Origin of the sequence: Cohnella massiliensis (assembly GCF_900169535.1) — a bacterium.
Taxonomy (GTDB): domain Bacteria; phylum Bacillota; class Bacilli; order Paenibacillales; family Paenibacillaceae; genus Cohnella; species Cohnella algarum.
The window spans coordinates 3,055,373-3,075,567 of sequence record NZ_LT821259.1; the positions used below are offsets into that span (position 1 = coordinate 3,055,373).

The 20,195-nt window shown below is 58.1% G+C and carries 17 protein-coding genes; 1 reads left to right on the forward strand and 16 read right to left on the reverse strand.

Annotation, left to right across the window (positions count from 1 at the left end; all coding sequences use genetic code 11):
- Nucleotides 1–8: 8 nt before the first annotated feature.
- Entirely contained in the window at nt 9–242 is a 234-nt protein-coding gene (locus tag B7E11_RS28035) for a hypothetical protein (protein WP_080840718.1), read from the reverse strand.
- Between the two features lie 165 nt (nt 243–407).
- A complete protein-coding gene (locus tag B7E11_RS28040; protein WP_080840719.1) occupies nt 408–1,100 on the reverse strand; it encodes a metal-dependent hydrolase in 693 nt (230 codons plus the stop codon).
- A 351-nt stretch (nt 1,101–1,451) separates the two neighbouring features.
- Between B7E11_RS28040 and B7E11_RS28045 the strand changes: the two genes are divergently transcribed.
- On the forward strand, nt 1,452–3,020 hold the full coding sequence (locus B7E11_RS28045) for an IS1182 family transposase (protein ID WP_080840720.1): 1,569 nt from the start codon (nt 1,452–1,454) through the stop codon (nt 3,018–3,020).
- Nucleotides 3,021–3,123: 103 nt separating this feature from the next.
- Here the strand turns inward: B7E11_RS28045 and B7E11_RS28050 are convergent, their stop codons facing one another.
- From B7E11_RS28050 to B7E11_RS28115, 14 genes are all read right to left on the reverse strand, one after another.
- The gene (locus B7E11_RS28050) at nt 3,124–3,819 is read right to left on the reverse strand and encodes a PsbP-related protein (RefSeq protein ID WP_080840721.1); all 696 of its coding nucleotides are present in this window, start codon (nt 3,817–3,819) and stop codon (nt 3,124–3,126) included.
- A gap of 334 nt (nt 3,820–4,153) precedes the next feature.
- Complete coding sequence (locus B7E11_RS28055; protein ID WP_245809838.1) at nt 4,154–4,981, reverse strand: carbohydrate ABC transporter permease; 828 nt, start codon at nt 4,979–4,981, stop codon at nt 4,154–4,156.
- A gap of 1 nt (nt 4,982) precedes the next feature.
- Complete coding sequence (locus B7E11_RS28060) at nt 4,983–5,888, reverse strand: carbohydrate ABC transporter permease (RefSeq protein WP_245809839.1); 906 nt, start codon at nt 5,886–5,888, stop codon at nt 4,983–4,985.
- An 81-nt stretch (nt 5,889–5,969) separates the two neighbouring features.
- Nucleotides 5,970–7,328 carry an ABC transporter substrate-binding protein gene (locus tag B7E11_RS28065; RefSeq protein ID WP_080840723.1) on the reverse strand — a complete coding sequence of 453 codons (1,359 nt, stop codon included), beginning with the start codon at nt 7,326–7,328 and terminating at the stop codon, nt 5,970–5,972.
- A gap of 166 nt (nt 7,329–7,494) precedes the next feature.
- Nucleotides 7,495–9,087, reverse strand: a complete 1,593-nt coding sequence (locus tag B7E11_RS28070; protein ID WP_176220930.1) for a response regulator — start codon at nt 9,085–9,087, stop codon at nt 7,495–7,497.
- Entirely contained in the window at nt 9,059–10,834 is a 1,776-nt protein-coding gene (locus B7E11_RS28075) for a cache domain-containing sensor histidine kinase (RefSeq protein WP_080840725.1), read from the reverse strand. Before B7E11_RS28075 ends, B7E11_RS28070 begins: the two co-directional genes overlap by 29 nt.
- Before the next feature lie 247 nt (nt 10,835–11,081).
- A complete protein-coding gene (gene fumC, locus B7E11_RS28080; RefSeq protein ID WP_080840726.1) occupies nt 11,082–12,476 on the reverse strand; it encodes a class II fumarate hydratase in 1,395 nt (464 codons plus the stop codon).
- 235 nt (nt 12,477–12,711) lie between these two features.
- Nucleotides 12,712–13,485: an alpha/beta hydrolase gene (locus B7E11_RS28085; protein ID WP_080840727.1), complete on the reverse strand. Its 774-nt coding sequence runs from the start codon at nt 13,483–13,485 to the stop codon at nt 12,712–12,714.
- Nucleotides 13,486–13,760: 275 nt separating this feature from the next.
- The gene (locus B7E11_RS28090) at nt 13,761–13,967 is read right to left on the reverse strand and encodes a CLC_0170 family protein (RefSeq protein WP_080840728.1); all 207 of its coding nucleotides are present in this window, start codon (nt 13,965–13,967) and stop codon (nt 13,761–13,763) included.
- A gap of 32 nt (nt 13,968–13,999) precedes the next feature.
- Complete coding sequence (locus B7E11_RS28095; protein ID WP_139787339.1) at nt 14,000–15,235, reverse strand: Ger(x)C family spore germination protein; 1,236 nt, start codon at nt 15,233–15,235, stop codon at nt 14,000–14,002.
- Nucleotides 15,207–16,334, reverse strand: a complete 1,128-nt coding sequence (locus tag B7E11_RS28100) for a GerAB/ArcD/ProY family transporter (protein ID WP_080840730.1) — start codon at nt 16,332–16,334, stop codon at nt 15,207–15,209. Before B7E11_RS28100 ends, B7E11_RS28095 begins: the two co-directional genes overlap by 29 nt.
- A gap of 3 nt (nt 16,335–16,337) precedes the next feature.
- Nucleotides 16,338–17,966 (reverse strand): spore germination protein, encoded by a 1,629-nt coding sequence (locus B7E11_RS28105; RefSeq protein WP_425430075.1) that lies wholly within the window; start codon nt 17,964–17,966, stop codon nt 16,338–16,340.
- Nucleotides 17,967–18,208: 242 nt separating this feature from the next.
- Complete coding sequence (locus tag B7E11_RS28110) at nt 18,209–19,147, reverse strand: aldo/keto reductase (protein ID WP_080840732.1); 939 nt, start codon at nt 19,145–19,147, stop codon at nt 18,209–18,211.
- A gap of 19 nt (nt 19,148–19,166) precedes the next feature.
- Nucleotides 19,167–20,168, reverse strand: a complete 1,002-nt coding sequence (locus tag B7E11_RS28115; protein ID WP_080840733.1) for a Gfo/Idh/MocA family protein — start codon at nt 20,166–20,168, stop codon at nt 19,167–19,169.
- Nucleotides 20,169–20,195: the final 27 nt, after the last annotated feature.

Genomic DNA, 20,195 nt, shown 5'->3' on the forward strand with positions numbered 1-20,195 from the left:
TGCCGGTTTTATCGGTCGGCGCCGTTATCCGCAGTTTCCTCTCGTTGACTGAGGTAGTACCGGTAAACGTCTTGAATCGATTGGTCGATATGGCCGGTCATCGCGTCCGCCGCGGCATGGCTCAGCGAAAACGTTTTGCCCAGAACGAGCACGAGCGTCGTCGCTCCGACCGGTCCTCCCGCCTTGGCCAAATAGGAGAGAAACTCGTATTCCAATTGATACGGACTTTTTTCCAGGGACACATCGCCCCCCCTTTCTATCCTTCCAATTCGATGATACTCAGTGATGATTAACAAAAATTATAATGAACGAATATCCGTCAATTATTCAGGGCTAATTAGTCGGGTTTATTTTGCAAAAAAAGCCCCCGAACCTTGCCCGGTTCCGGGGCGCTGCTTCATTTAGGGTTACGCCGGCAGCACGAAGCTTTCGCCCGGGGCGAGCACCTTGCCTTTGAGCCCGATTTCCCCGAGCCGCTTGACGAACGCCTCGGCATCCTGCCGGATCGGAGCGAACGTATTGTAATGGACGGGAACCGTCCAGCTTGCTCCGAACCACTCGGCCGCTTGCAGCGCGTCGTCCGGTCCCATCGTAAAGTGGTCCCCGATCGGCAAAAAGACGGCGTCCGGCTTGTGGCGCTTGCCGATGAGCTGCATGTCGCCGAACAGCGCCGTGTCGCCCGTATGTAAAATCGTCAACCCTTCGGCGCGAATCATATAGCCCGCGGCCAAGCCGCCGTAAATCGCTTTGTCGCCCTCCAGTTGAATGCCGGAGCTGTGAACGGCTTGCACCATCGTCGCCTTGGCGAAGCCGAGATCGATCGTCCCGCCTATGTTCATGCCGATCGTCTTCAGCCCTTTGCCCGACATGTAATCGGCAAGCTCGACCGCGGCGACGACGGGAGCGCCGTTCGTCTTGGCAATCGGTTCGGCGTCGAGAATATGATCGGTATGGGCGTGGGTAAGGAGCACGTAGTCGGCTTTTATATCCTCCGGCTTCGTCACGGCAAGTTCGTTGCCCCGCAGGAAAGGATCGATGACGATCGATTTCCCTTCCGTTACGATTTGCAGACAGGAATGTCCGTGATAAATCAGTTCCATCTCCGCTTCCTCCTTTTGGCATTGGCTATCGCTGGAATAAAGTTCCGCCTATCGTTTCTAATGATACAGGAAACGAATCGGGATTGCACATGGCTCGTCCTGAAGCGGCGCCTCCGGAGGATTCCTCGCAGCATCGCGAGAAGAGCGATTTCCGAACCTCCATTTTGCGGATCGCCAACAAACTTGCGGTAAAATCCAACAAAAGCTTGCCTATATCGAAAGAGGGTGTCCCAGAAGTCATCCTAAATGACTGAGGGGCGACCCTCTTTTTTATAATCGTCAAACAAAAAGAAACCACTCTCTGGTAAAATGGAGGTACCACCCAACCATAAACCAAAGGAGACGGTTTCTTTGTACATTCAATATACCATGGATCAACTCTGTTTACCAATGGATTTAGAAGAGGACATTCCCGCCAATCACCTCGTTCGCGTGGTCAACGCCGCCGTCAATCGTCTCGACGACGCCATCTTCGACGCGGCTTACCCTGGAGGCGGACGAGACAGCTACCATCCTAAAATGCTCACCAAAGTCATCATATACGCCTACACGCAGCGCATTTACTCCTCGCGTCAAATCGCCAAAGCTGTCCGCGAAAACATCATGTTCATGTGGATCGCAGGCAGACAACGGCCGGACTTTCGCACCATCAACCGGTTTCGTTCGGAGCGGATGAAAACGGTTCTGGAGACGGTGTTTACCGCCGTTCTTCAGTTTCTGGCTGAGGAGAACTACGTGCAGCTCGAGCATTACTTTGTGGACGGCACGAAGATCGAAGCGAATGCCAACCGGTACACCTTTGTTTGGGGAAAAGCGGTCGTGAGGCATAAAGCCAAGCTTCAAGAGAAAGTGCAGACCTTATTTGCCGCCATAGAGGAAGCTGAGAAGCAAGAAGAAGGAACGCACGACGGCAAGGATCTTCCCGAGCTGGGCGAGTCCTCTTCCATCACCGGTGAAAAGCTGGAGCAAGCCGTCAAACAATTGGAGGAGCGTCTGCAGGAGAAACCAAAGGACAAGCCGCTGAAGAAGGCAGTGCGCACGCTCCGCAAGGACTTGCTTCCTCGCCTTCAAAAGTATGAGGCGCAGGAAGCGATTTTAGGCACGAGAAACAGCTACAGCAAAACAGACCCTGACGCCACGTTTATGCGGATGAAAGAAGACCACATGCGAAACGGCCAACTGAAGCCAGGCTACAATGTTCAGATCGGCACTGAAAATCAATTCATTGTCGGTTACAGTCTGCACCAGCGGCCGACCGATACGCGCTGTCTCATCCCGCATCTGGAGAAGATAAAATCGCAGCTCGGCAAGCTGCCAAACACCGTTATCGCCGATGCGGGCTATGGCGGTGAAGAAAATTACGACTACTTGGAGCAAAATGAAGTCGAAGCCATTGTGAAGTACAGCACGTATCACCGTGAAAAGAGCAAGGCATGGCAAAAGGACATCAGCAAGATCGACAACTGGACCTATAACAGCGAACAAGATACATGGACATGTGCGGCCGGACAAACGCTCCATTTCCGCCGAGTGAGCCAGGAGAAAACGGAAAGTGGGTATGAAATCGAATATCGACATTACCGAAGTGCCGGCTGTGAGGACTGTCCGCTAAAGCCGCAGTGTACAAAAGCCCAAGGTGATCGCGAGATCAAAGTGAGCATGAAGTATTGGCGGCTAAAGAACCAGGCCAGGGAAAAGCTCCGCAGTGAAGAAGGGTATGCCCTGGCCGTAAGGCGCATGATCGAGCCGGAACCTGTGTTTGGCGATATGAAGAACAACCGAGGCTTTAAACGGTTCCTGCTTCGAGGCTTACCCAAAGTAAGTCTGGAGGTCGGGTGGCTTTCGCTTGCCCACAATCTGCTCAAGAAAGCAGCGGTGGACGCAAAAAACGAAGGAGCTAAGCGACAACAGGCCGCTTAGCTCCTTCGTTTATTCCGAGTGCCATCCTATTTTGCTGCTAAAGGTGTTCCAGAGGTTACTTATGGGACAGCCTCTTTTGCTTCCCGTTGCGGAGTATCGCGAATCAGAACTTCCAGCTCGCGACGGTTTGCTCCACGATCGGCGCAAACTCTTCTTCGGTCGCCGGCTGCCCGGTGTACGAATACACGTAAACGATGCCGTCCTTGATGGCAAACACTTGGGTCCAGGCAAGATCCAGCTCGCCTTGCGTGCCCGTGTACGAAATCATCGTCGCCGGAACGCCGTTCAGTTCGGCGGTCTCTTGCTCCAAGAGGTTGAAGTCGGTAATGACCGTCTCCAATTGGGCGATCGTAAGCTCGGCATACTGGTCCATCGTCACTTCCTGGCCGCCCAAATCCTGCGCGATCAGATTGATGTTTTCGGCAAACGCGTCGTTCTCGCCGAGCGGCGACAAGAAGGCGATGAGAGCACCCGCCACTTGGGTTTCCGTCCAGTCTTCCGGATATTGAATGCTCATGCCGCTTTCCGCGTCCTCGTACGTTTTGAAGCCGGCTGCCGCTTCCGCGGACGGAGAAGCGCTCGCTTCTTCGCTCGGGCTGGCGCTGGCGCTTTCGGACGGGCTTGCGCTCGGGCTGGCCGACGGACTTGCGCTCGGACTTGCGCTTGCGCTCGCGCTGGCGCTGGCCGAAGGCGAGCTCCCCCCGTTATTGTCATTGCCTCCGCATGCGGCCAACACGACGGCCAAACTTAGCGGAATCGACCATTTCAGCAAGCTCTTTGCGTTTTTCTTCCACTCCATGATGTTTACCCCTTCCAGACTGTGTGTGTCGAGAAACTTTATATGGAATTATATTCCAAACAAAAACGTTCCCTCGAAAACAATACACGAAATCGCCCGTCCAGGTAAACATTTGAAACTTTAAGATTTAATAAATAAGTTTGGGTCTTTCTAGCGATTGCAATAACGGAAAGCTGCGGAAGTCTGGGAGCGAAATACCAGCCAAAAGCGAAGTCAAGCTTTGTGAAAGCCCTTCCCCACGACAGCCGCATGCGAAAAAATTAATTCCTAAGACCTAACATTAAAAGCCGCCGAGATGCCCCCGGCGGCTATATTCCTTCATCTGCGTTCCCTTCTACCCTTTGATCGCGCCCGTTGAAATGCCTTTGACGAAATATTTTTGCAGCAGCAGGAAAACGATGAGCACCGGTACGATCGACATCGCCGTTCCGGCGAAAATCATGTCCCAACGCGAGGAAAACTCGCCGACATAGTAGAAAATTTCGACGATCATCGTTTTCGGCTTGCCGGACGGAAGCACCAGCATCGGCATCAGAAAGTCATTCCAGATGCCCAGCCCGTTCAGGACGACCAGGCTCGCCGTGCACGGCCCGAGCAGCGGGAACACGATCCGCCAAAAGGTTACGAACCGGGAGCAGCCGTCCATCGCCGCCGATTCCTCGATTTCCCGGGGAATGCCTTTCAGAAAGCTCGTGTACAGCAAACAGCCGAACCCGACCGCGCCGGAAACGTAAATCAAAATCGGCGCGGCCAGCGTGCCGTACAGCCCGAGCATTTTCATCTCTTTGAACAACGGAATCATGTACGACTGGAACGGGACCATCATCCCCGACAGGAAAAATAGAAAGATGAAGTTCGTCCACTTGGCGTTCGTCCGTTCGATCGCGTATGCGGCCATCGGGATGAAGACGATCATCAGCGCGATCGAAACGGCGGTCAGGATGAGGCTGTTGACGATCGCGGCCGGATAATCGGTTTCCGTCAGCAAATAATTGAAGCTGTCCAAATAAAAGCCTTCCGGAAACGCGATCGCGTCCCGCATGATTTCCGCATTGCTTTTGAACGCCGACATCAGATTGAAGAAAATCGGGAAAAAGAAGACGATCGCCAGCAGGAGCGTCGCGATAAATATGACGATATCGTTTACGGTCGCTTTATTCACGCTACATTTGCACCTCTCTCTTGCGCAGCAGCCGGATTTGCACGACGGTCACGATCAAAATGATGATAAACAGCACTTGGGCCAGCGCCGTTCCGAAGCCCTGCCGAAGCTCTCCGAATCCGACCTTGTAAATGATATAGGTCAGCGTTTCGGTCGCGAAGCCCGGCCCCCCGTCGGTCATGACGGCGATTTGATCGAATATTTTCAGCGAGTTGATCATGGACAATACCATGCAAACCGTTACCGAGCCCGCGAGCAGAGGAAACGTAATGTGCCGGAATTGCTGCATGCGGCCCGCTCCGTCGATCGAGGCGGCCTCGGACAGCTCCTGCGGAATGCCCTGAAGTCCGGCGAGATAAATGATCATATAGTAGCCTGCCGATTTCCAAACGGTTGACAGAATGATCGAGAGCATGGCGAAATCCGGGTCGCCGAGCCAATCGGCCTTGGCCGCGGCCAAACCGAGCATGTCGAGAAGTTGATTGAATACTCCGAAATTATAGTTCAGAATGATCGTCCAGATGAAGCCCATCACGACGCCGCTAAGCAGCACCGGAAAATAGAACACGCTGCGGAACAGATTGCGCATCCAGCGCACCTGATCGACCAGCATCGCCAGCGCGAGCGCCGCGACGTTCTCGAGCAGAACGAGCACGACCGACAAAATCAGCGTGTTGCGGAGAGCGTTGTGAACCCGTTCGCTGCGGAGCATCTCCTGAAAGTTGCTTAATCCGATAAACCGGATATCGGGGCTGACCCCGTCCCATGAGGTAAAGCTCAAATACATGCTGCTTACAGTAGGAACGATGACGAACGCCGTATAGAGCACGAACGAGGGCAAAATAAACAAAATCGCGAAAATCGGCCATTTTCTCTTTTTTTTCGGTGCCGCGGTCGTCTTGGCCACTTCTCTCACTCCTTCCCGTCATGCGAAAGCGCCCTCGCCCGCTGCGGGCGGAGAGCGCTCCGGAGGCTGCTTGAACGATCGTTATTGCTGGTTCGCTTGCACTTGCGCGTCGTATTCGGCGTCGGCCTTCTTCATATATTCGACGACGTCGCCGTCTTCCAGCACGAGCTCCTGCATCAGTTTGTAGTACCAGTTGCGGAATTGCGGCGGGATGAGGTTTTCGCCCCACCAGTTGTTGATCGCGAGCGATTTCGTCACGTTCGGATCCGCCATCAGTTCAAGCACGGTTTGCATTTGCGGCGTCGATTCGTAGGTGACCTTTTCCTTCGTGGACGGAATGCCGTTGGCTGTTTTCAAATAAGCGGCATATTGTTCGGGGCTGAAAAAGAACCTGACGAACGCCTTCATCGCTTCGAGCTTGTCGGCATCCTTGGCCGCCTCGGCCGAAAGCGACCAGCCGGCCGGCGTCGGCAGGCCGAGCACGTTCACTTTGCCCTCCTCGTCCGGCAGCGCATAGAAGCCGAATTCGAAGCTTGGATCGGCTTCCGCGATCTGCGTGAACATCCACGGGCCGGAGAACAGCTGAGCCGCCTTGCCGGAGACCAGAATCGAAGCCGTCTGGTTGTCCGCCGTGCTCAGGAACCCTTTGTCCACGTACTCCCGGAACAGCTCCTTATAGTCGGTCATCGCCTTGACCGGACCTTCGTCGGTGAAGCTGACCTGCTTGGCGGTGCGTTTGGAGTTCCAGTCCGGATCGTGGACGTACACTTCGTCGATGAGAAATTTGTTGAGCCAAAAGCCCATATGGAATATATCTTTGCCGCCGACGACGATCGGCGTCATGCCGGTCGCTTTCAATTTCTCCTGGATGTCCAAAAATTCGCCGTACGTCTTCGGAAGCTCGGTCACGCCCGCGTCTGCGTACGCTTTTTTGCTGTAAATGATGCCTTGCGGGGCGGTCAGCGTAAGCGGCGCGTTGTACTTTTTGCCGTCCACTTCGGGAACCGTCTCGAACAGATCGACCAGGTCCTGCGGGAGCTCGACGATTTTGCCCGCGTCGGCGAACAGCTGCGTATCGCGCATTTCGACCAGATCGGGGAACTCGCCGACCGCGTCCTTCGTTTTCAGCCAATCCAGATAGGAGGACGTCGTGCCTTCGCTGACGTCGACGATGTTGATATGAGGGTTCGCTTCGGTAAACGCCTTGATCGAATCGGCGATCGCCTGCTTGGTCGCCGGGTCTCCGGTCGCGTACCCGATCGTGAATTCGACTTCTTTATTCGGGTTTGACGGGGATTCGCTTCCTCCGGAGCCCGCGGACGGCGAGCCGGAAGACCCGGAGCTTGCGGAACCGTTATTGTTGCCGCCTCCGCACGCGGCGAGCGCGAGCGACAGGGCCAGCAAAAGGGCAACCATTTGAAAAACCGATTTTTTTGCCATGAAGCAGCAAGCCTCCCTTTGTATTCGCATTCCGGTAACGGATAGCGCCCGCGATGTGCGCATCATCGCGTAAAGCGCTTCCTTGGTTACCATCGTATCATCGCCCCGCCAGCCGACCAATGACGTTTTTTAAGCGCCGTGTGCGGCAGTTTTAACAAATTCGCGGCTACTTTTTTAGCGATTGCTTGTATTCGTTCGGGAGCTTGCCGTACGTTTTTTTGAACGTGTCGCTGAAATGCCGGGCGTTTTGATAGCCGACCCTCTCCGCGATTTCGTACACCATCAGATCCGTCTGCGCCAGCAGCCAGGCGGCGCGATTCATCCGGATTTCGGTCACGTACGCCTTGAAATTCCGGTTCGTGTGCTTTTTGAAAAAGCTGCTGAAATAATAAGGATTCATGAAGGCGATGGCGGCGACGGATTCCAGGGTGAGTTCTTCGGCGTAATGCTCTTCGATATACGCCTTGATCCGCGCCATCAGCGGTTTTTCCCGGTTTCCGGGCCGGGCTTCGATGCGCCTGATCAGCGTTTCGATCCGCTCGCGCACGCCCTGGGACAGCGCCCCGAACGTCGGGTAACCCCCAAGCCGGCTTTGCAGGCCTTGCATGTCGAAGCTTTCCCCGTCAAGCGAAACGCCGTGTTTTTTCAGTTCCTGCACGATAAACAGCACGGAAGAAAATGCGGTCGAAACGGCAAGCTCCGGATTGCCTTCCGCCGCGGCGCGAATAAGCTCGAGCAGCCGTTCGAGCGTTTGCTTCGCTTGCGCCCAGTCGCCCGCGCCGATCCGGCGGACGATGTCCTGCTGCACGGCGAACAGCTCGCTTTCCGCTGCGCCGCCGGACGCGATTTCGCGGTAGACGAGAACCTTGTTTTTGCCCTCGAAATAGCTCGTTTTCAGCGCCTGTTCGGCCTGATTCCGCGAATCGGCCAGGCGTCCGGCATCCCCGACGGGCAGGCCGACTCCGATGGAGACGGAAAGCTTTAAATAGAGGTTGATCTTTTCGCGGATGTCGTCCATGAGCGCAATCGCTTCGTCTTGCCGACGGTGCGTCGCGACGACGACGTGGCGGCTGCCCCTCCGGAATACTTGTCCGCGCCCGGCGTCCCGAACGAGCTCGTTCAGCACGTTTTCCACCGCGAATTCGATCAGCTTGCGCTCCTGCGCCGGCCAGCGGTCCGACGTTCCGGCCGCTTCGTCCGGCTCGACGACGGCAATCGTATAAAGGGGACCCTCCATCTTCGCAAGCAGCGCCCGAAAAGCCTCCGTCTCCGGGGACAACAGCCCGTCCGCCAGTTGTTCCAGCCATTCCCGCATCCGCTCGCTTTCCGTTTTGCTTTCCAGCAGCCGGAGCTTGTCCTTAAGGCGGACTTCCTCGTTTTCCGCCAGAATCAGGTCGGCCGCCTTCGCGACGGCTTTCTCCAATTGCTCGCGGACGACCGGCTTGACGATGTAGTCCACGGCGCCGAACGCGACGGCGTCCCTCGCGTAGGCAAACTCCTGATAGGCGCTTATAAAAATGATTTTTGCGGACGATCCCCTGTTTTTCAGCTCTTTGATCATATCGATTCCCGACAAATGCGGCATGCAGATGTCGCTGACGACAAGCTCCGGGTTTTCTTCTTCGATGCGCCGCAGCAGCTCGCGGCCGTCGAAGGCGTGCCCCGCGATTTCCATGCCGAACGTCTCCCATGGAATCAGCTTGCGCAGTCCTTTCACGATCAGGGGCTCGTCATCGGCCAATACGACCCGTATCGCCATGCGCGATTCCTCCTTCCCGAACCGGAATGATGAACTTGACCGATGTGCCGACATGCTTTCGGCTGCCGACGGCAAGTCCGCAGGACGGCCCATAAAGCGTTTTCAATCGTTCGTGAACGTTTTTCAGCCCGATGCCGCTTGCCGGCGCTTGCGGATCGCTCAGCTTGTTCTCCAGCAGGCTCAGTTCGCCCGGCTCCATTCCGACGCCGTCGTCGAACACCGTAACCGCCACGGCTTCGCCTTCCCTTTCGAAGCTGACCAGAACCGAGCCTTTGCCGCCCTTCGGGCGGATGCCGTGCTGCACGGCGTTTTCGACGAGCGGCTGCAGCGACAGCTTCGGCATGAGCCAGGCCGGGTTCACTTCCCCGCTCAGCTCGCAGCGAAGCTCGATCCGGTTTTCGAACCGAACCCGAATAATATAGAAATAATCCGTCAGATGCTCAAGCTCCCGCTCGATGGTCACGAGCTCCTCGCCGTAGTCGATGACGTATTTCAACTGATTGGACAACGACAAAATCATATCCCCGACTTCCCCGGCCTCGCTGTGAACGGCGTTCATCCGGATCACCTCGAGCGTGTTGTACAAATAATGCGGCCGGATCTGGCTTTTCAGCGCGTTCAATTCCGTCTGCTTTTGCTTGATTTGCGCGACGTACGCCTCGTCGATGTACGCCTTCAGCCGTTCCACCATCCGGTTGAAGCCGTGCGCGAGCCGGCCGATTTCGTCCCTGCCTCCCTTGACGGCCTGAACGTCGAAATTGCCCGACTCGACCTTCACCATTTGCCGGATGACGCTGCGGATCGGTGCCGAGAAGCGCCGCGAGAACCAGGCGCCCGTCACGGCGAGCGCAAGCGAGCATATGACGATGGCGACGATGACCGTCGTCCGCGTCGTCGAGAGCTGCTCGTAAAGCTCGGCCTTGTCGAGGCGGATGACGACCTCTCCGCCGAGATAAGGAATTTCCTGCCGGAACGTCAGCTTGTCGGACGGGCTTGCCCCCGCCGCTTTCGCTTTGACCGCGTCCGGCTCCCGGTTCGCGAAGAAAGTGCCGCCGCCGCCGTCCCTTACGTAAAGCTCGTCTTTTTTGTTCAGGTTCAGCTCGAGGAACAAATCGTCCATGACGGCCAGATCGACGTCGAAATACAACGTTCCGATGACGTCGGGTTCGCTTTGAATCCTCCCGGACGTATCGATCAGGTTCCGGCCGATCGTCATGACTTTGGCTTCGGACCCGACGTAATAGTCCTCTTCGTGGGTCGGGATGATCGCAAGGTGCCGGGGACGCTCGCGCAGCGGCTCGCGCCATTTCTCGAGCGGCAGCCGATCCGGAAGGAGCGCCTTGTTGTCTTTCGTCTGGGTATAAAGCTTGCCGTCCAGCGATCGCACGAAAAAAACGTTGCGGATATACGGGTCGCCGAACAGGATCGTGCTCAAAAAATCGTCGATCGGAATTTGATTGATCCGCTCCTGCTCGTTGACGCCGGCGCTCTGATTCGTAATGACCGAGGAGCCTTTGAAGTACATCAGCTGTGAGATATCGTCGTAATCGGAGAACACGTTGTTCAAATTATAGCTCATATATAAAACCATCTGTTCGAGGTTGTTCACCGTATTCCGTTCCACATGACCGGAAAACGTCCGCAGCGAAAAATAGCTGAGCGCAAACAACGGAATCAGCCCGACGACGATAAACGCCGCGGAAAATTTGACGAATACGCTGCGCCCGAGCGACGGCCATCCAGCCACAGGCTCGCCTCCCTTTTTCGCCTAGTATAACACGGGCGATTCGGTGCCCGAGCGATGTTTTTTGCAGGAAAAAGCGCGGTTTTTTTTGCGGTTTCCGGGTCAGCCGCCAAAATCGGCGAAAAAAAAGCGGAGAGCGGCACGGAAACCGGCGGAGACCTGAGTCTCAACCTGTTTCCGGGGCTCTCCGCGCACGAGCCGTCCGTCAATAACCGACTCGCCGGCGATCCGGTTGACGCGGCTTCGCTTCCTATCCGTCCGCCTCCGGCGCGATCATCCGCTCGGGCCGGACGATGCGGTCGAATTGCTCCTCGGTCAGCAGGCCGCTCCTCAGCGCCGCTTCCTTCAGCGAAATGCCTTCCTTATGCGCAAGCTTCGCGACGGCGGCGGCATTGTCGTAGCCGATGTGCGGGTTAAGCGCGGTTACGAGCATAAGCGACCGGTTCAGGTGCTCCCGGATCGCCGGTACGTTCGGCTCGATGCCGGCCGCGCAGCGTTCGTCGAACGAGCGGACCGCATCGGCAAGCAGCCTGGCCGATTGCAGGAAATTGTAGATGATGACCGGCTTGAACACATTAAGCTCGAAGTTGCCCTGGCTGGCCGCGAAGCCGATCGCCGCGTCGTTGCCCATCACCTGGCAGGCGACCATCGTCAGCGCCTCGCTTTGGGTCGGGTTCACCTTGCCCGGCATGATCGAGCTTCCCGGCTCGTTGGCCGGAATCGTCAGCTCGCCGAGGCCGCTGCGCGGGCCGCTCGCCAGCCAGCGCACGTCGTTGGCGATTTTCATCAAGTCCGCCGCAAGCGCCTTGAGCGCTCCGTGCGCGAATACGAGCTCGTCGTGGCTGGTCAGCGCGTGGAACTTGTTCTCCGCGGTCGCGAACGGCTTGCCCGTCCATTTCGCGATTTCGTCGGCAACCGCCGCGCCGAATTTCGGATGCGCGTTAAGCCCCGTGCCGACGGCGGTTCCGCCAAGCGCCAGCTCCCGCAGCGATTCGGCGCTTTGGCGAACCATGTTCCCGGATTTCTCCAGCATGCGCACCCAGCCGCTGATTTCCTGGCCGAGCGTAATCGGCGTCGCGTCCTGCAGGTGCGTGCGGCCGATTTTGATCACGTCGGCAAACGACGCGCTCTTGTCCGCGAGCGTCGCCCGAAGCCGTTCGGCCGCCGGAAGCACTTCGTCGACAACGGCCGCATAAGCCGCGATGTGCATCGCCGTCGGGAACGTGTCGTTCGAGCTTTGGGAACGGTTGACGTCGTCGTTCGGATGAACGCGCTTCTCGATCCCTTTGCCCTGCAATATTTGATTCGCGCGGTTTGCGATCACTTCGTTCACGTTCATATTCGTTTGGGTTCCGCTTCCCGTTTGCCAAACGACGAGCGGAAAATGATCGTCCCAGACGCCGGTCATCACTTCGTCGGCCGCCGCCGAGATCGCGTCCGCCTTGTCCCCGTCGAGTCCCCCCAGTTGCCGGTTCACGATAGCCGCGCTTTTTTTCAAAATCGCGAACGCCCGGATCAGGGGCAGCGGCATCTTCTCCGTGCCGATTTTGAAATTTTCGAAGCTGCGCTGGGTTTGCGCCGCCCACAACTTGTCCGCCGGCACCCTGATTTCGCCCAAACTGTCTTTTTCGATCCGACTGTTCATCGTCGTCCCTCCATCCGCTTCATTGTATCACCATTTTAACCTATCTTATGCAGGTTCAACCCGCGAGCGGGCCCGCCCGGCAAAACGGCCGACAAAAAAAAGCGCCCGCGTCGCCGCGGGCCGAATTCGATCTATATAAGTAAAGGGAGAGTATGCTAGTATATTCGCACCCGCACCTTAACGTCGCCTAAAAGCAACGTTAAAATCGGCTAAAGATTTTCGGCGCTTGTCCGGCTTACCGGTCTCTCAGCGGCAGCCACGCAAGCACGCGCCGGATTTGGGCGTCCCAGTAATCCCACGTGTGCCCGCCCGGTCCTTCTTCGTACGTATGATCGAATCCCGTCCCCCGGACCGCGTCCGCAAACCTCCGGTTGTCGTCGTAAAGAAAATCCTCGGTGCCGCAGCACTGGTAAAGCATCGGCTTCGCGCCGGCTTCGCCGGACCGCCGCGCAAGCAGCTCCAGCAGATCGTCGTCCGATCCGGCGACCTCCCGTCCGCCGAATATCCGTTCGTAGTCTTCCGGAAACCGCTCGCGAAGTCCGCCGGCAACGTTCAACGCGCCCGACAGGCTGGCCGCCGCCGCGAAACGGTCGGGGTGGCGCAGCGCCAGCTTGAACGCGCCGTATCCGCCCATCGACAAGCCCGCGACGAAATTGTCCTCCCGGGCTTCCGACAACGGAAAAAACGAGCGCGCAATCCTCGGAAGCTCTTCGCTGACGAACGTCCAGTACCGGCCGCCGTACGCCATGTCCGCGTAAAAGCTGCGATGCACCTGGGGCATGACGACGGCGAGTCCGAGCCCCGATACATAGCGTTCGATCGACGTGCGGCGGAGCCAGATCGAATCGTCGTCCGACAAGCCGTGCAGCAGGTACAGCGTCGGATGCGCGCCGCTTCCGCTTCTGCCCTTCAAGCCGATTTGGGTCGTCGTCTCCTGCGGCAGCAGGACGGTCATCGAAGTGCTCAGCTGCAATACGTCCGAATAAAAACGGCAAGTGATGAGTGCCATGATAAAACCGACTCCTTTGAGCGCTTTTTCTCCTCAAGTCTACCATAGATTACCGAATGCCATCCGGCCGGGTTAAAATTTTCTCAGTTTGCACCGCCATGCGATTTTTAATGAAAAATTAAGCTTGCCTTCAGTTGCGGTTCAGCCTTCGCGGATAGGATGTCTTTACACCCCTTTTTCTTATATATAGATTTGAAAAGGACTGCTCGCCCGTTACCCCACCATAACGGACAAGCAGTCCTTTTCCCGTCTTCCCGCATCGGGCCGGACGGCCTTCACCACATCTTGAACACCGAATTGGCGATATACAGCAGGCAGCCGAGCGTAACGTTGAACCAGCCTAAAACCGAGGCGGTCTTCTTTTCCTTCTCCCGCTTTTCGTTACGGAACGTCCTGACGTCCATCAGCAAAATAAGCGCTCCGGTCAAAATGCTTAACCCGATCATATACCCGATCGAGCTCATGTAGCCGCCGCCCAGCATGTTCGTTCCTCCTTTTTCCGACCGTTCCCCCGTCAATTCGCCTTCATGCCGATTCTCCGCACCCGGGAATCCACATCGACCTCGATCGACACGTTTTTGTACATGTTCTGCCAGCGCTCGGGCGTCTTGACCTCCCGGTCCCAGTATCGCGGCTTCTTGGCGCGCAAATATTCGCCGAAGCCGAAAATGTCCGAGCCGTTCCGCTGCGTCTGCTCGATCAACGCCTTTGCGGCTTTGGCGAGCTGCTTCCGGTTCTCTCTCTGGATCTCCTCGAGCACGTCCGAGGAGTTGACGTCGAAGTCGCTGTTCAGCTTTTCCTCCAGGTTAATCTCGGTAAACATGCGGACGGTGAACTTCGGTTCGTTGTCGACGATTCGGACCTGCATCGCCGCCCTGCGGGAAGTGGCGAAAATCGTCACCATCCCCGGCGGCCGCTCCAGCCGGACGAACCCCCGGTAGCCGGCCGGATTCAAGCCCTTGATCGCCATATAGGTGCCGATTTCCAGCGGCTTGGTCTTGCCGATCATCTTTTCGCCCTTGAAATACGCCAGACCGTTGATTTCGATGTTTTGTTCCTTCCTCATCCTTACATAAGGCAAAAAAGCCTCCTGACCCAGCTTCGACAGATTGCTCCAAAACATGCCGATGTAGTTTTCCGGCAGCTTCCCCATCCGGACCGCGCTGTCCATCGTCGAAATCAAGTACAGAGTCGGAACCCGCTCGAGCTGCGGGGTCGCCTTCATCAAATCCTCCGCCTTGCCCTGGGAGACCATCATCCAGGCCATTCTCCGCACCTCGGAGTTGCGGCGAAGATAATCGTTGAGATTTTCCATTCCCTCCCGCGCGACGGCCTCGGACACGACGATGACGCGAAGATGGCCGTAAAACAGGCGCCCGGACACCTGCTGCTGCAAATTCACGAGCGCATCGTCGATCGTATGGCCCGTAACGGCGATGACCCACACCGTTTGCCCCGATTCTCCCTTGCCGCCCCCGCCGCCTTCGCCGGGTCCGAGCGGAATTTTGCCGGGAATGGCGATTTGCACGGTGAGGCGGATCATCCGTTCGTCCGGTACCGGAAACCGGCCGGAGAGGTGGGTGATCGGACTTTCTTCTTCCTCGGCCTCCGGGTCGGCCGTGTCGATGGCGACTCCCAGGACGACCGCGCGCTCTTCCAGTTCGAGCCGGTCCCAGCAGCCCGCGAGAACGATCGATAGCGCAACCCATCCCAGCAGCAAGCTAATCGTTCTCGACCGTCTTTTGCTCACTGGAGCGATCCCCTCTTTTATTCCGGATTATCGCGATCAACAGCAGCATGGCCGGATAGCCGATCGTCACGATCAGGCCGATTCGTCCGATGCTCTTGATGATCTCATACATTTCCAAAATGTTTTGCGGCAGCATCGCCATGAAAAAAACGACGGGCAGCAGAAAAAGCGACAGCGTTTTATGCTCTTTCATCCCGAAAAGCCTTCTGGCCTTGTCGATCGTCAAATAATAGGTGGAAAAAAGCGTCGTAAACACGGCCGTCACCCAAACGGCCAAAAACGCCGCGTCCAGCCGCTCCAGCACGTTGGCCGGGAGCGAGGTCGCCTTGGCCAGCTCGAGCGTCGGCCAGAGCAGCTTCAGCGTTTCCTCGGAGCCGAACACGCCGACCGCGGCCACGGCGATCGCGACGCACAATCCCCCGGCGATCAGCATGCCCCAGAAGGTCGCCGTTAGCGCCCGTTCGGGCCGCTTCATATGGGGCATGACCGTAATGAGCACGAAGGATCCCTGAAACAGGGCCGCAATGTTGAGCGTCCCCTCCAGCATGTTCGTCCGTCCGTTCCCCCAGATGGGCTGCAAGTTGAGCGGTTCCGCGTTCTTCAAGGACAGCGCGACGATCAGCACGGCCGGGAAGATCAGCAGCGGAAAGTAAAAATGATGGATATACGCGAACGTCAAAACGTCGTTGCGCGTAGAAAAGGCGGCAAGCAGCAGCATGACGATGACCGTGACTTCGACAGGCGTCTTCTGCAATACTGCCGTAATGACCACTTCCCCGAACTCCCGGGCCGCCAGCGAGGTCAAGATCGCAAAAAAAACGACGATGCTGAAGTTGCAAATTCGGGAAAGCCATTTCCCGATAATGATCTCGCTGTATTGAAGCATCGTTTGGCGGGGAAACCGCATGCCGAGCACCGCCACCAGCGCCAACCCGGCAAACGCGAAGAGGACGGCGAGCAGCGTGACGAGCGGGCCGCCGGAATTGGCCGATTGAACGGCGAACAGCGGCAGGGCGAGAACGCCGACGCCAATGATGGTGCTGATCAGGATGGCGGAGGTTTGAATCGCCGTAATCTCGCGAATCCGATCGTTGTTCATGCGTTACCGCTCCTTTTTTTCTTGTCGGGCGGGGTCCAGCACGTTATCCGTGCCGGCCATAATCCGCTTCCCCAAGCCGGGACGGACCCGGTCGGTCTCTTTCGGCCTCAGGAAAGCCGGCCGCTTCTGCATCCACCACAGCGGTCCGCGCACAAGCAAATCCTTCAGGCCGCTGGAATCGGAGGGAACGAGCGGGCTCAGGTACGGGACGCCGAACGATTTGAGCGACAGCAGATGGTTGGCGATCAGGATGAGCCCGATCATGACGCCGTACAGGCCGAAAATGCCGGCCATAATGATCAGCGGGAACCGGAGCAGCCGCAGCGCCAACGCGACGTTGAACGCGGGAGTTGCGAACGAGCCGATCGTCGTCAAGGCGATGATGACGACGGTAATGGGGCTGACGAAGCCGGCCGCGACCGCCGCCTGGCCGACGACGAGCACGCCGACGATGGACAGGGCGCCCCCGACCTGCTGCGGCAGCCGGATCGTCGCCTCCCGCAGCACTTCCATCGCAATTTCGATCACCAGCACCTCGATCACGGCCGGAAACGGAACGCCCGCCCGGCCCCCGGCCACCGCAACGGCGAATTCGGTCGGGATGAGCTCGGGATTAAACGAGATGATCGCCACGTACAGCGAAGGAAAAACAAGCGAAAAGATCAGCGCCACGAACCGGGCCATCCGGACCGCGCTCATCAGCAGAAAGCGTTCGGTGTAGTCCTCGACGGTCTGGTAAAACTGGCTGAATACGGTCGGAACGACGAGTGCAAGCGGAGAGCCGTCGACGAGAATCGCCACCCGTCCTTCGAGCAGGTTGGCCACGACCTTGTCCGGCCGTTCCGTGTACTGCACTTGCGGAAACGGCGATATGTGGTTGTCCTCGATAAATTGCTCCAGGTAACCCGAGTCGAGCACCGCGTCGATGTCGATGCGGGAGACCCGGTCCCGCACTTCCTTCACCAGTTCGGCATTGGTGACGCCTTCTATGTAGCAGACGGCCACCTTCGACATCGTTTTCCGTCCGATTTCCATCGTTTGAATGTGAAATTCCGGCGTCTGCAGCCGGTAGCGAAGCAAGGCCATGTTCGTTGAGAGCATCTCGATGAAGCCTTCGCGCGGGCCGCGAATGACCTGCTCGGTCGCCGGCGTGTCGATGCTGCGCTTGTCAATGCTGCGCGTTTGAACGACGATCGCTTCCGTCTCGCCTTCGACGACGATCACGGTCTGCCCGCGCACGATCGCTCCGACCAGGGCGGAATACCGGCCTTCCGTCGTGCAGCCGCTGTGGTACAAAATGTCGTCGATCAGCCGATGCGGCAGGCTCCCGCTTTCGCCGCCCTCTTGTTCCGACGCGGGCGAACCGAGCATGAGCGGCTTCAGGATCACCTCGTTGACGGCCGTCGAATCCACCATGCTCGAATAGTAGAACATGGCGGCGGGAATGCGTCCGTACACCTGAAACCGGCACAAAACAAAGTCGTCGTTTCCCCCGAACTTATCCTGGAGGCGGCCGACGGTCTCCTCCAAGCGATCGCCGATCCGGTCCTGCCGCTCTTCCGGCGAACCTTCATCCTTATTTTCCGTTTCGGACGGCTCCGGCGCCTTGCCGCGCCTTTTTCTCAGTCGCATAGGCATCCCCCTTCCCGGCCGCTCGCCTCCGTTTAGCGATAGACGACGGCCATAGTCCGTTCGGATTTAGGATGCTTCTATTAATTTCCTTTATACGCGGCAACGCGAAAACAGGCCGTCCCGTCGGCGAACGCTGTTCGCGCGGGGACGGCCTGCCGTCGTCGATCGGTATTCGCTTCGCCGGTTCCGTTGCGGCACGGAGCCGGATTTCGGCACGCGGTACGCGGCCCGGTTCGTCTTCCTTACGCGCTCTCCATGCGAAGATCGAGCCAGGCAAGCTCTTCCCGGGTCAGCCTGATTTTCGAGCCCTCGTCGCAGGAGCGAAGCTCCTCCTGCGAACGGGCCCCGATCAGGGCGCACGTCGGAAACGGCTGATTCAGCACGTAGGCGAGGGCGATCTGGATCGTCGTCGCGCCCTTTTCCCGGGCCAGTTGTTCGGCGCGTCGCAACCGCTCCCAGTTGGCGTCGCTGTAAAAGACGCGGACGATATCGGCATCGTCGCGAACGTCCGGCGAGAATCGGCCGGTAAAAAACCCTCTTGCCTGGGACGACCAGGAGAACAGCGGCAGCTGCGTTTGCTCGTGCCACGAGCACGTTTCCTCGTCGGCGGATACGCAGCCCGCCCAAAAAGGCTCGTTCGCTTTCGCCAGGCTCAAATTCGGGCTGCTGAACGTAAAGCCGGCCAGCCCGTTCGCCGCCGCGTATTCGTTCGCTTCCCATATCCGCCGCCACGTCCAGTTGGATACGCCGATCGCTCCGACGGTCCCCGCCCGGATCGGCTCGTTCAGCGCTTCGACGATCGGTCCCACCTCTACGTTCGGATCGTCCCGGTGCAGCGCGTACAGGTCGATGAAGTCGGTTTGCAGCCGCTCGAAGCTGACGTTCAGATCGTGACGGATCGCTTCCGGCGTCACGCGCGGCCCGTTCCGGTCGTGGTGGGCTCCCTTCGTCAGAATGACGATTTGGTCCCGATTTCCCCTCTCCTTCATGTAGCGTCCGAGAACTTCCTCGCTTTGGCCGCCGCAATAAATATGCGCGGAGTCGACGGCGTTGCCGCCGATGCTCAGAAACGCGTCCATATTGGCGGCCGCGATCTCGTAGCTGTCGTGCTTGAAATAATCGGTTCCCTTCATCAGCCGGGAGACGGGCTTCGCCAGTCCCGGAATCGTCAAGTACTCCATTCGTTCCAGCGCCTCCTTTTTAATCCAAAAGCACTCGCGTCCGTTCGCGCGCGGACGCGAGGCAGGCGTCGATCACCCTCATGTTGCGCACGGCGTCGTCAGGCGAGAAGAGCTGCGGTTCGCCGTTCGCGATGACGCCCGCCAAATGATCCGCCTGGGCCGAGTAAGCGTTCACGTTCGGAACCTCGATCTCCTTTCGTTCTCCCCGGGAAGTCAGAAAGAAGTTGCCGCTGCCGGGAGCTCGGGTCACGAACGCGGACGGCACTTCGATGATGCCTTCGGTGCCTAGCACTTCGAGCGTATTCCGCCCGGCGGCCCACATGCCGCAATCGAACGCAAGCGCGACCGAGCCGGGAAACTCGATCAGGCCGGACGCCATCATGTCCACGTCGTCATGCTCCGGCGAGAAAAAGGCATGCGCCGTCGCCGCTTCCGGCTCCCGGCCGAGCAGCAGCCGGGCGGCGCTGATCGGATAGCAGCCGACGTCGTAAATCGAGCCGCCGCCCCAATCTTTGCGGTAACGGACGTTTGCCTTGTCCCCGGCGTTGTTGAACGTAAAGGCGCCGCGAATGCCCCGGATCTCCCCGATCGCCCCGGAGCCGATCAGCTCCTTGATCGTGTCGTAACGCGGGTGATGGCGATACATGAACGCTTCCGCCAGCACGACGCCCGCCTTCGCCGCCGCCTCCGCCATTTCCGCCGCTTCGCGCGCCGTCAGCGCGATCGGCTTCTCGCACAGAATATGCTTGCCCGCCTCGGCCGCCCGAATCGTCCATTCCTTGTGCAGGTGATTCGGCAGCGGGATGTAGACGACGTCGATCGAATCGTCCGCGAGCAGCGCTTCGTAGCTGTCGTACGCGACCGGAATGCCGAGCTCCTCGGCGGTTCTTTTCGCCTTGTCGGCGTCGCGGCTCGCGATGGCGGCCGCCTCGTTGAACTTCGACTCGCCGAGTCCCGGCACGACCGCGCGTTTGGCGATTCCGGCGCAGCCCAAAATTCCCCATCTTAATTTGCGGTTCATGGCGCTCCCAGCCTTTTCGTCTGTTAT

Bases quoted from the DNA above. Each gene is read 5' to 3' on its own strand.
- B7E11_RS28040 (WP_080840719.1), bottom strand. From the start codon at position 1,100: ATGGAACTGATTTATCACGGACATTCCTGTCTGCAAATCGTAACGGAA.
- B7E11_RS28050 (WP_080840721.1), bottom strand. From the start codon at position 3,819: ATGGAGTGGAAGAAAAACGCAAAGAGCTTGCTGAAATGGTCGATTCCG.
- B7E11_RS28065 (WP_080840723.1), bottom strand. From the start codon at position 7,328: ATGGCAAAAAAATCGGTTTTTCAAATGGTTGCCCTTTTGCTGGCCCTG.
- B7E11_RS28070 (WP_176220930.1), bottom strand. From the start codon at position 9,087: ATGGCGATACGGGTCGTATTGGCCGATGACGAGCCCCTGATCGTGAAA.
- fumC (WP_080840726.1), bottom strand. From the start codon at position 12,476: ATGAACAGTCGGATCGAAAAAGACAGTTTGGGCGAAATCAGGGTGCCG.
- B7E11_RS28085 (WP_080840727.1), bottom strand. From the start codon at position 13,485: ATGGCACTCATCACTTGCCGTTTTTATTCGGACGTATTGCAGCTGAGC.
- B7E11_RS28090 (WP_080840728.1), bottom strand. From the start codon at position 13,967: ATGCTGGGCGGCGGCTACATGAGCTCGATCGGGTATATGATCGGGTTA.
- B7E11_RS28100 (WP_080840730.1), bottom strand. From the start codon at position 16,334: ATGAACAACGATCGGATTCGCGAGATTACGGCGATTCAAACCTCCGCC.
- B7E11_RS28105 (WP_425430075.1), bottom strand. From the start codon at position 17,966: ATGCGACTGAGAAAAAGGCGCGGCAAGGCGCCGGAGCCGTCCGAAACG.
- B7E11_RS28110 (WP_080840732.1), bottom strand. From the start codon at position 19,147: ATGGAGTACTTGACGATTCCGGGACTGGCGAAGCCCGTCTCCCGGCTG.
- B7E11_RS28115 (WP_080840733.1), bottom strand. From the start codon at position 20,168: ATGAACCGCAAATTAAGATGGGGAATTTTGGGCTGCGCCGGAATCGCC.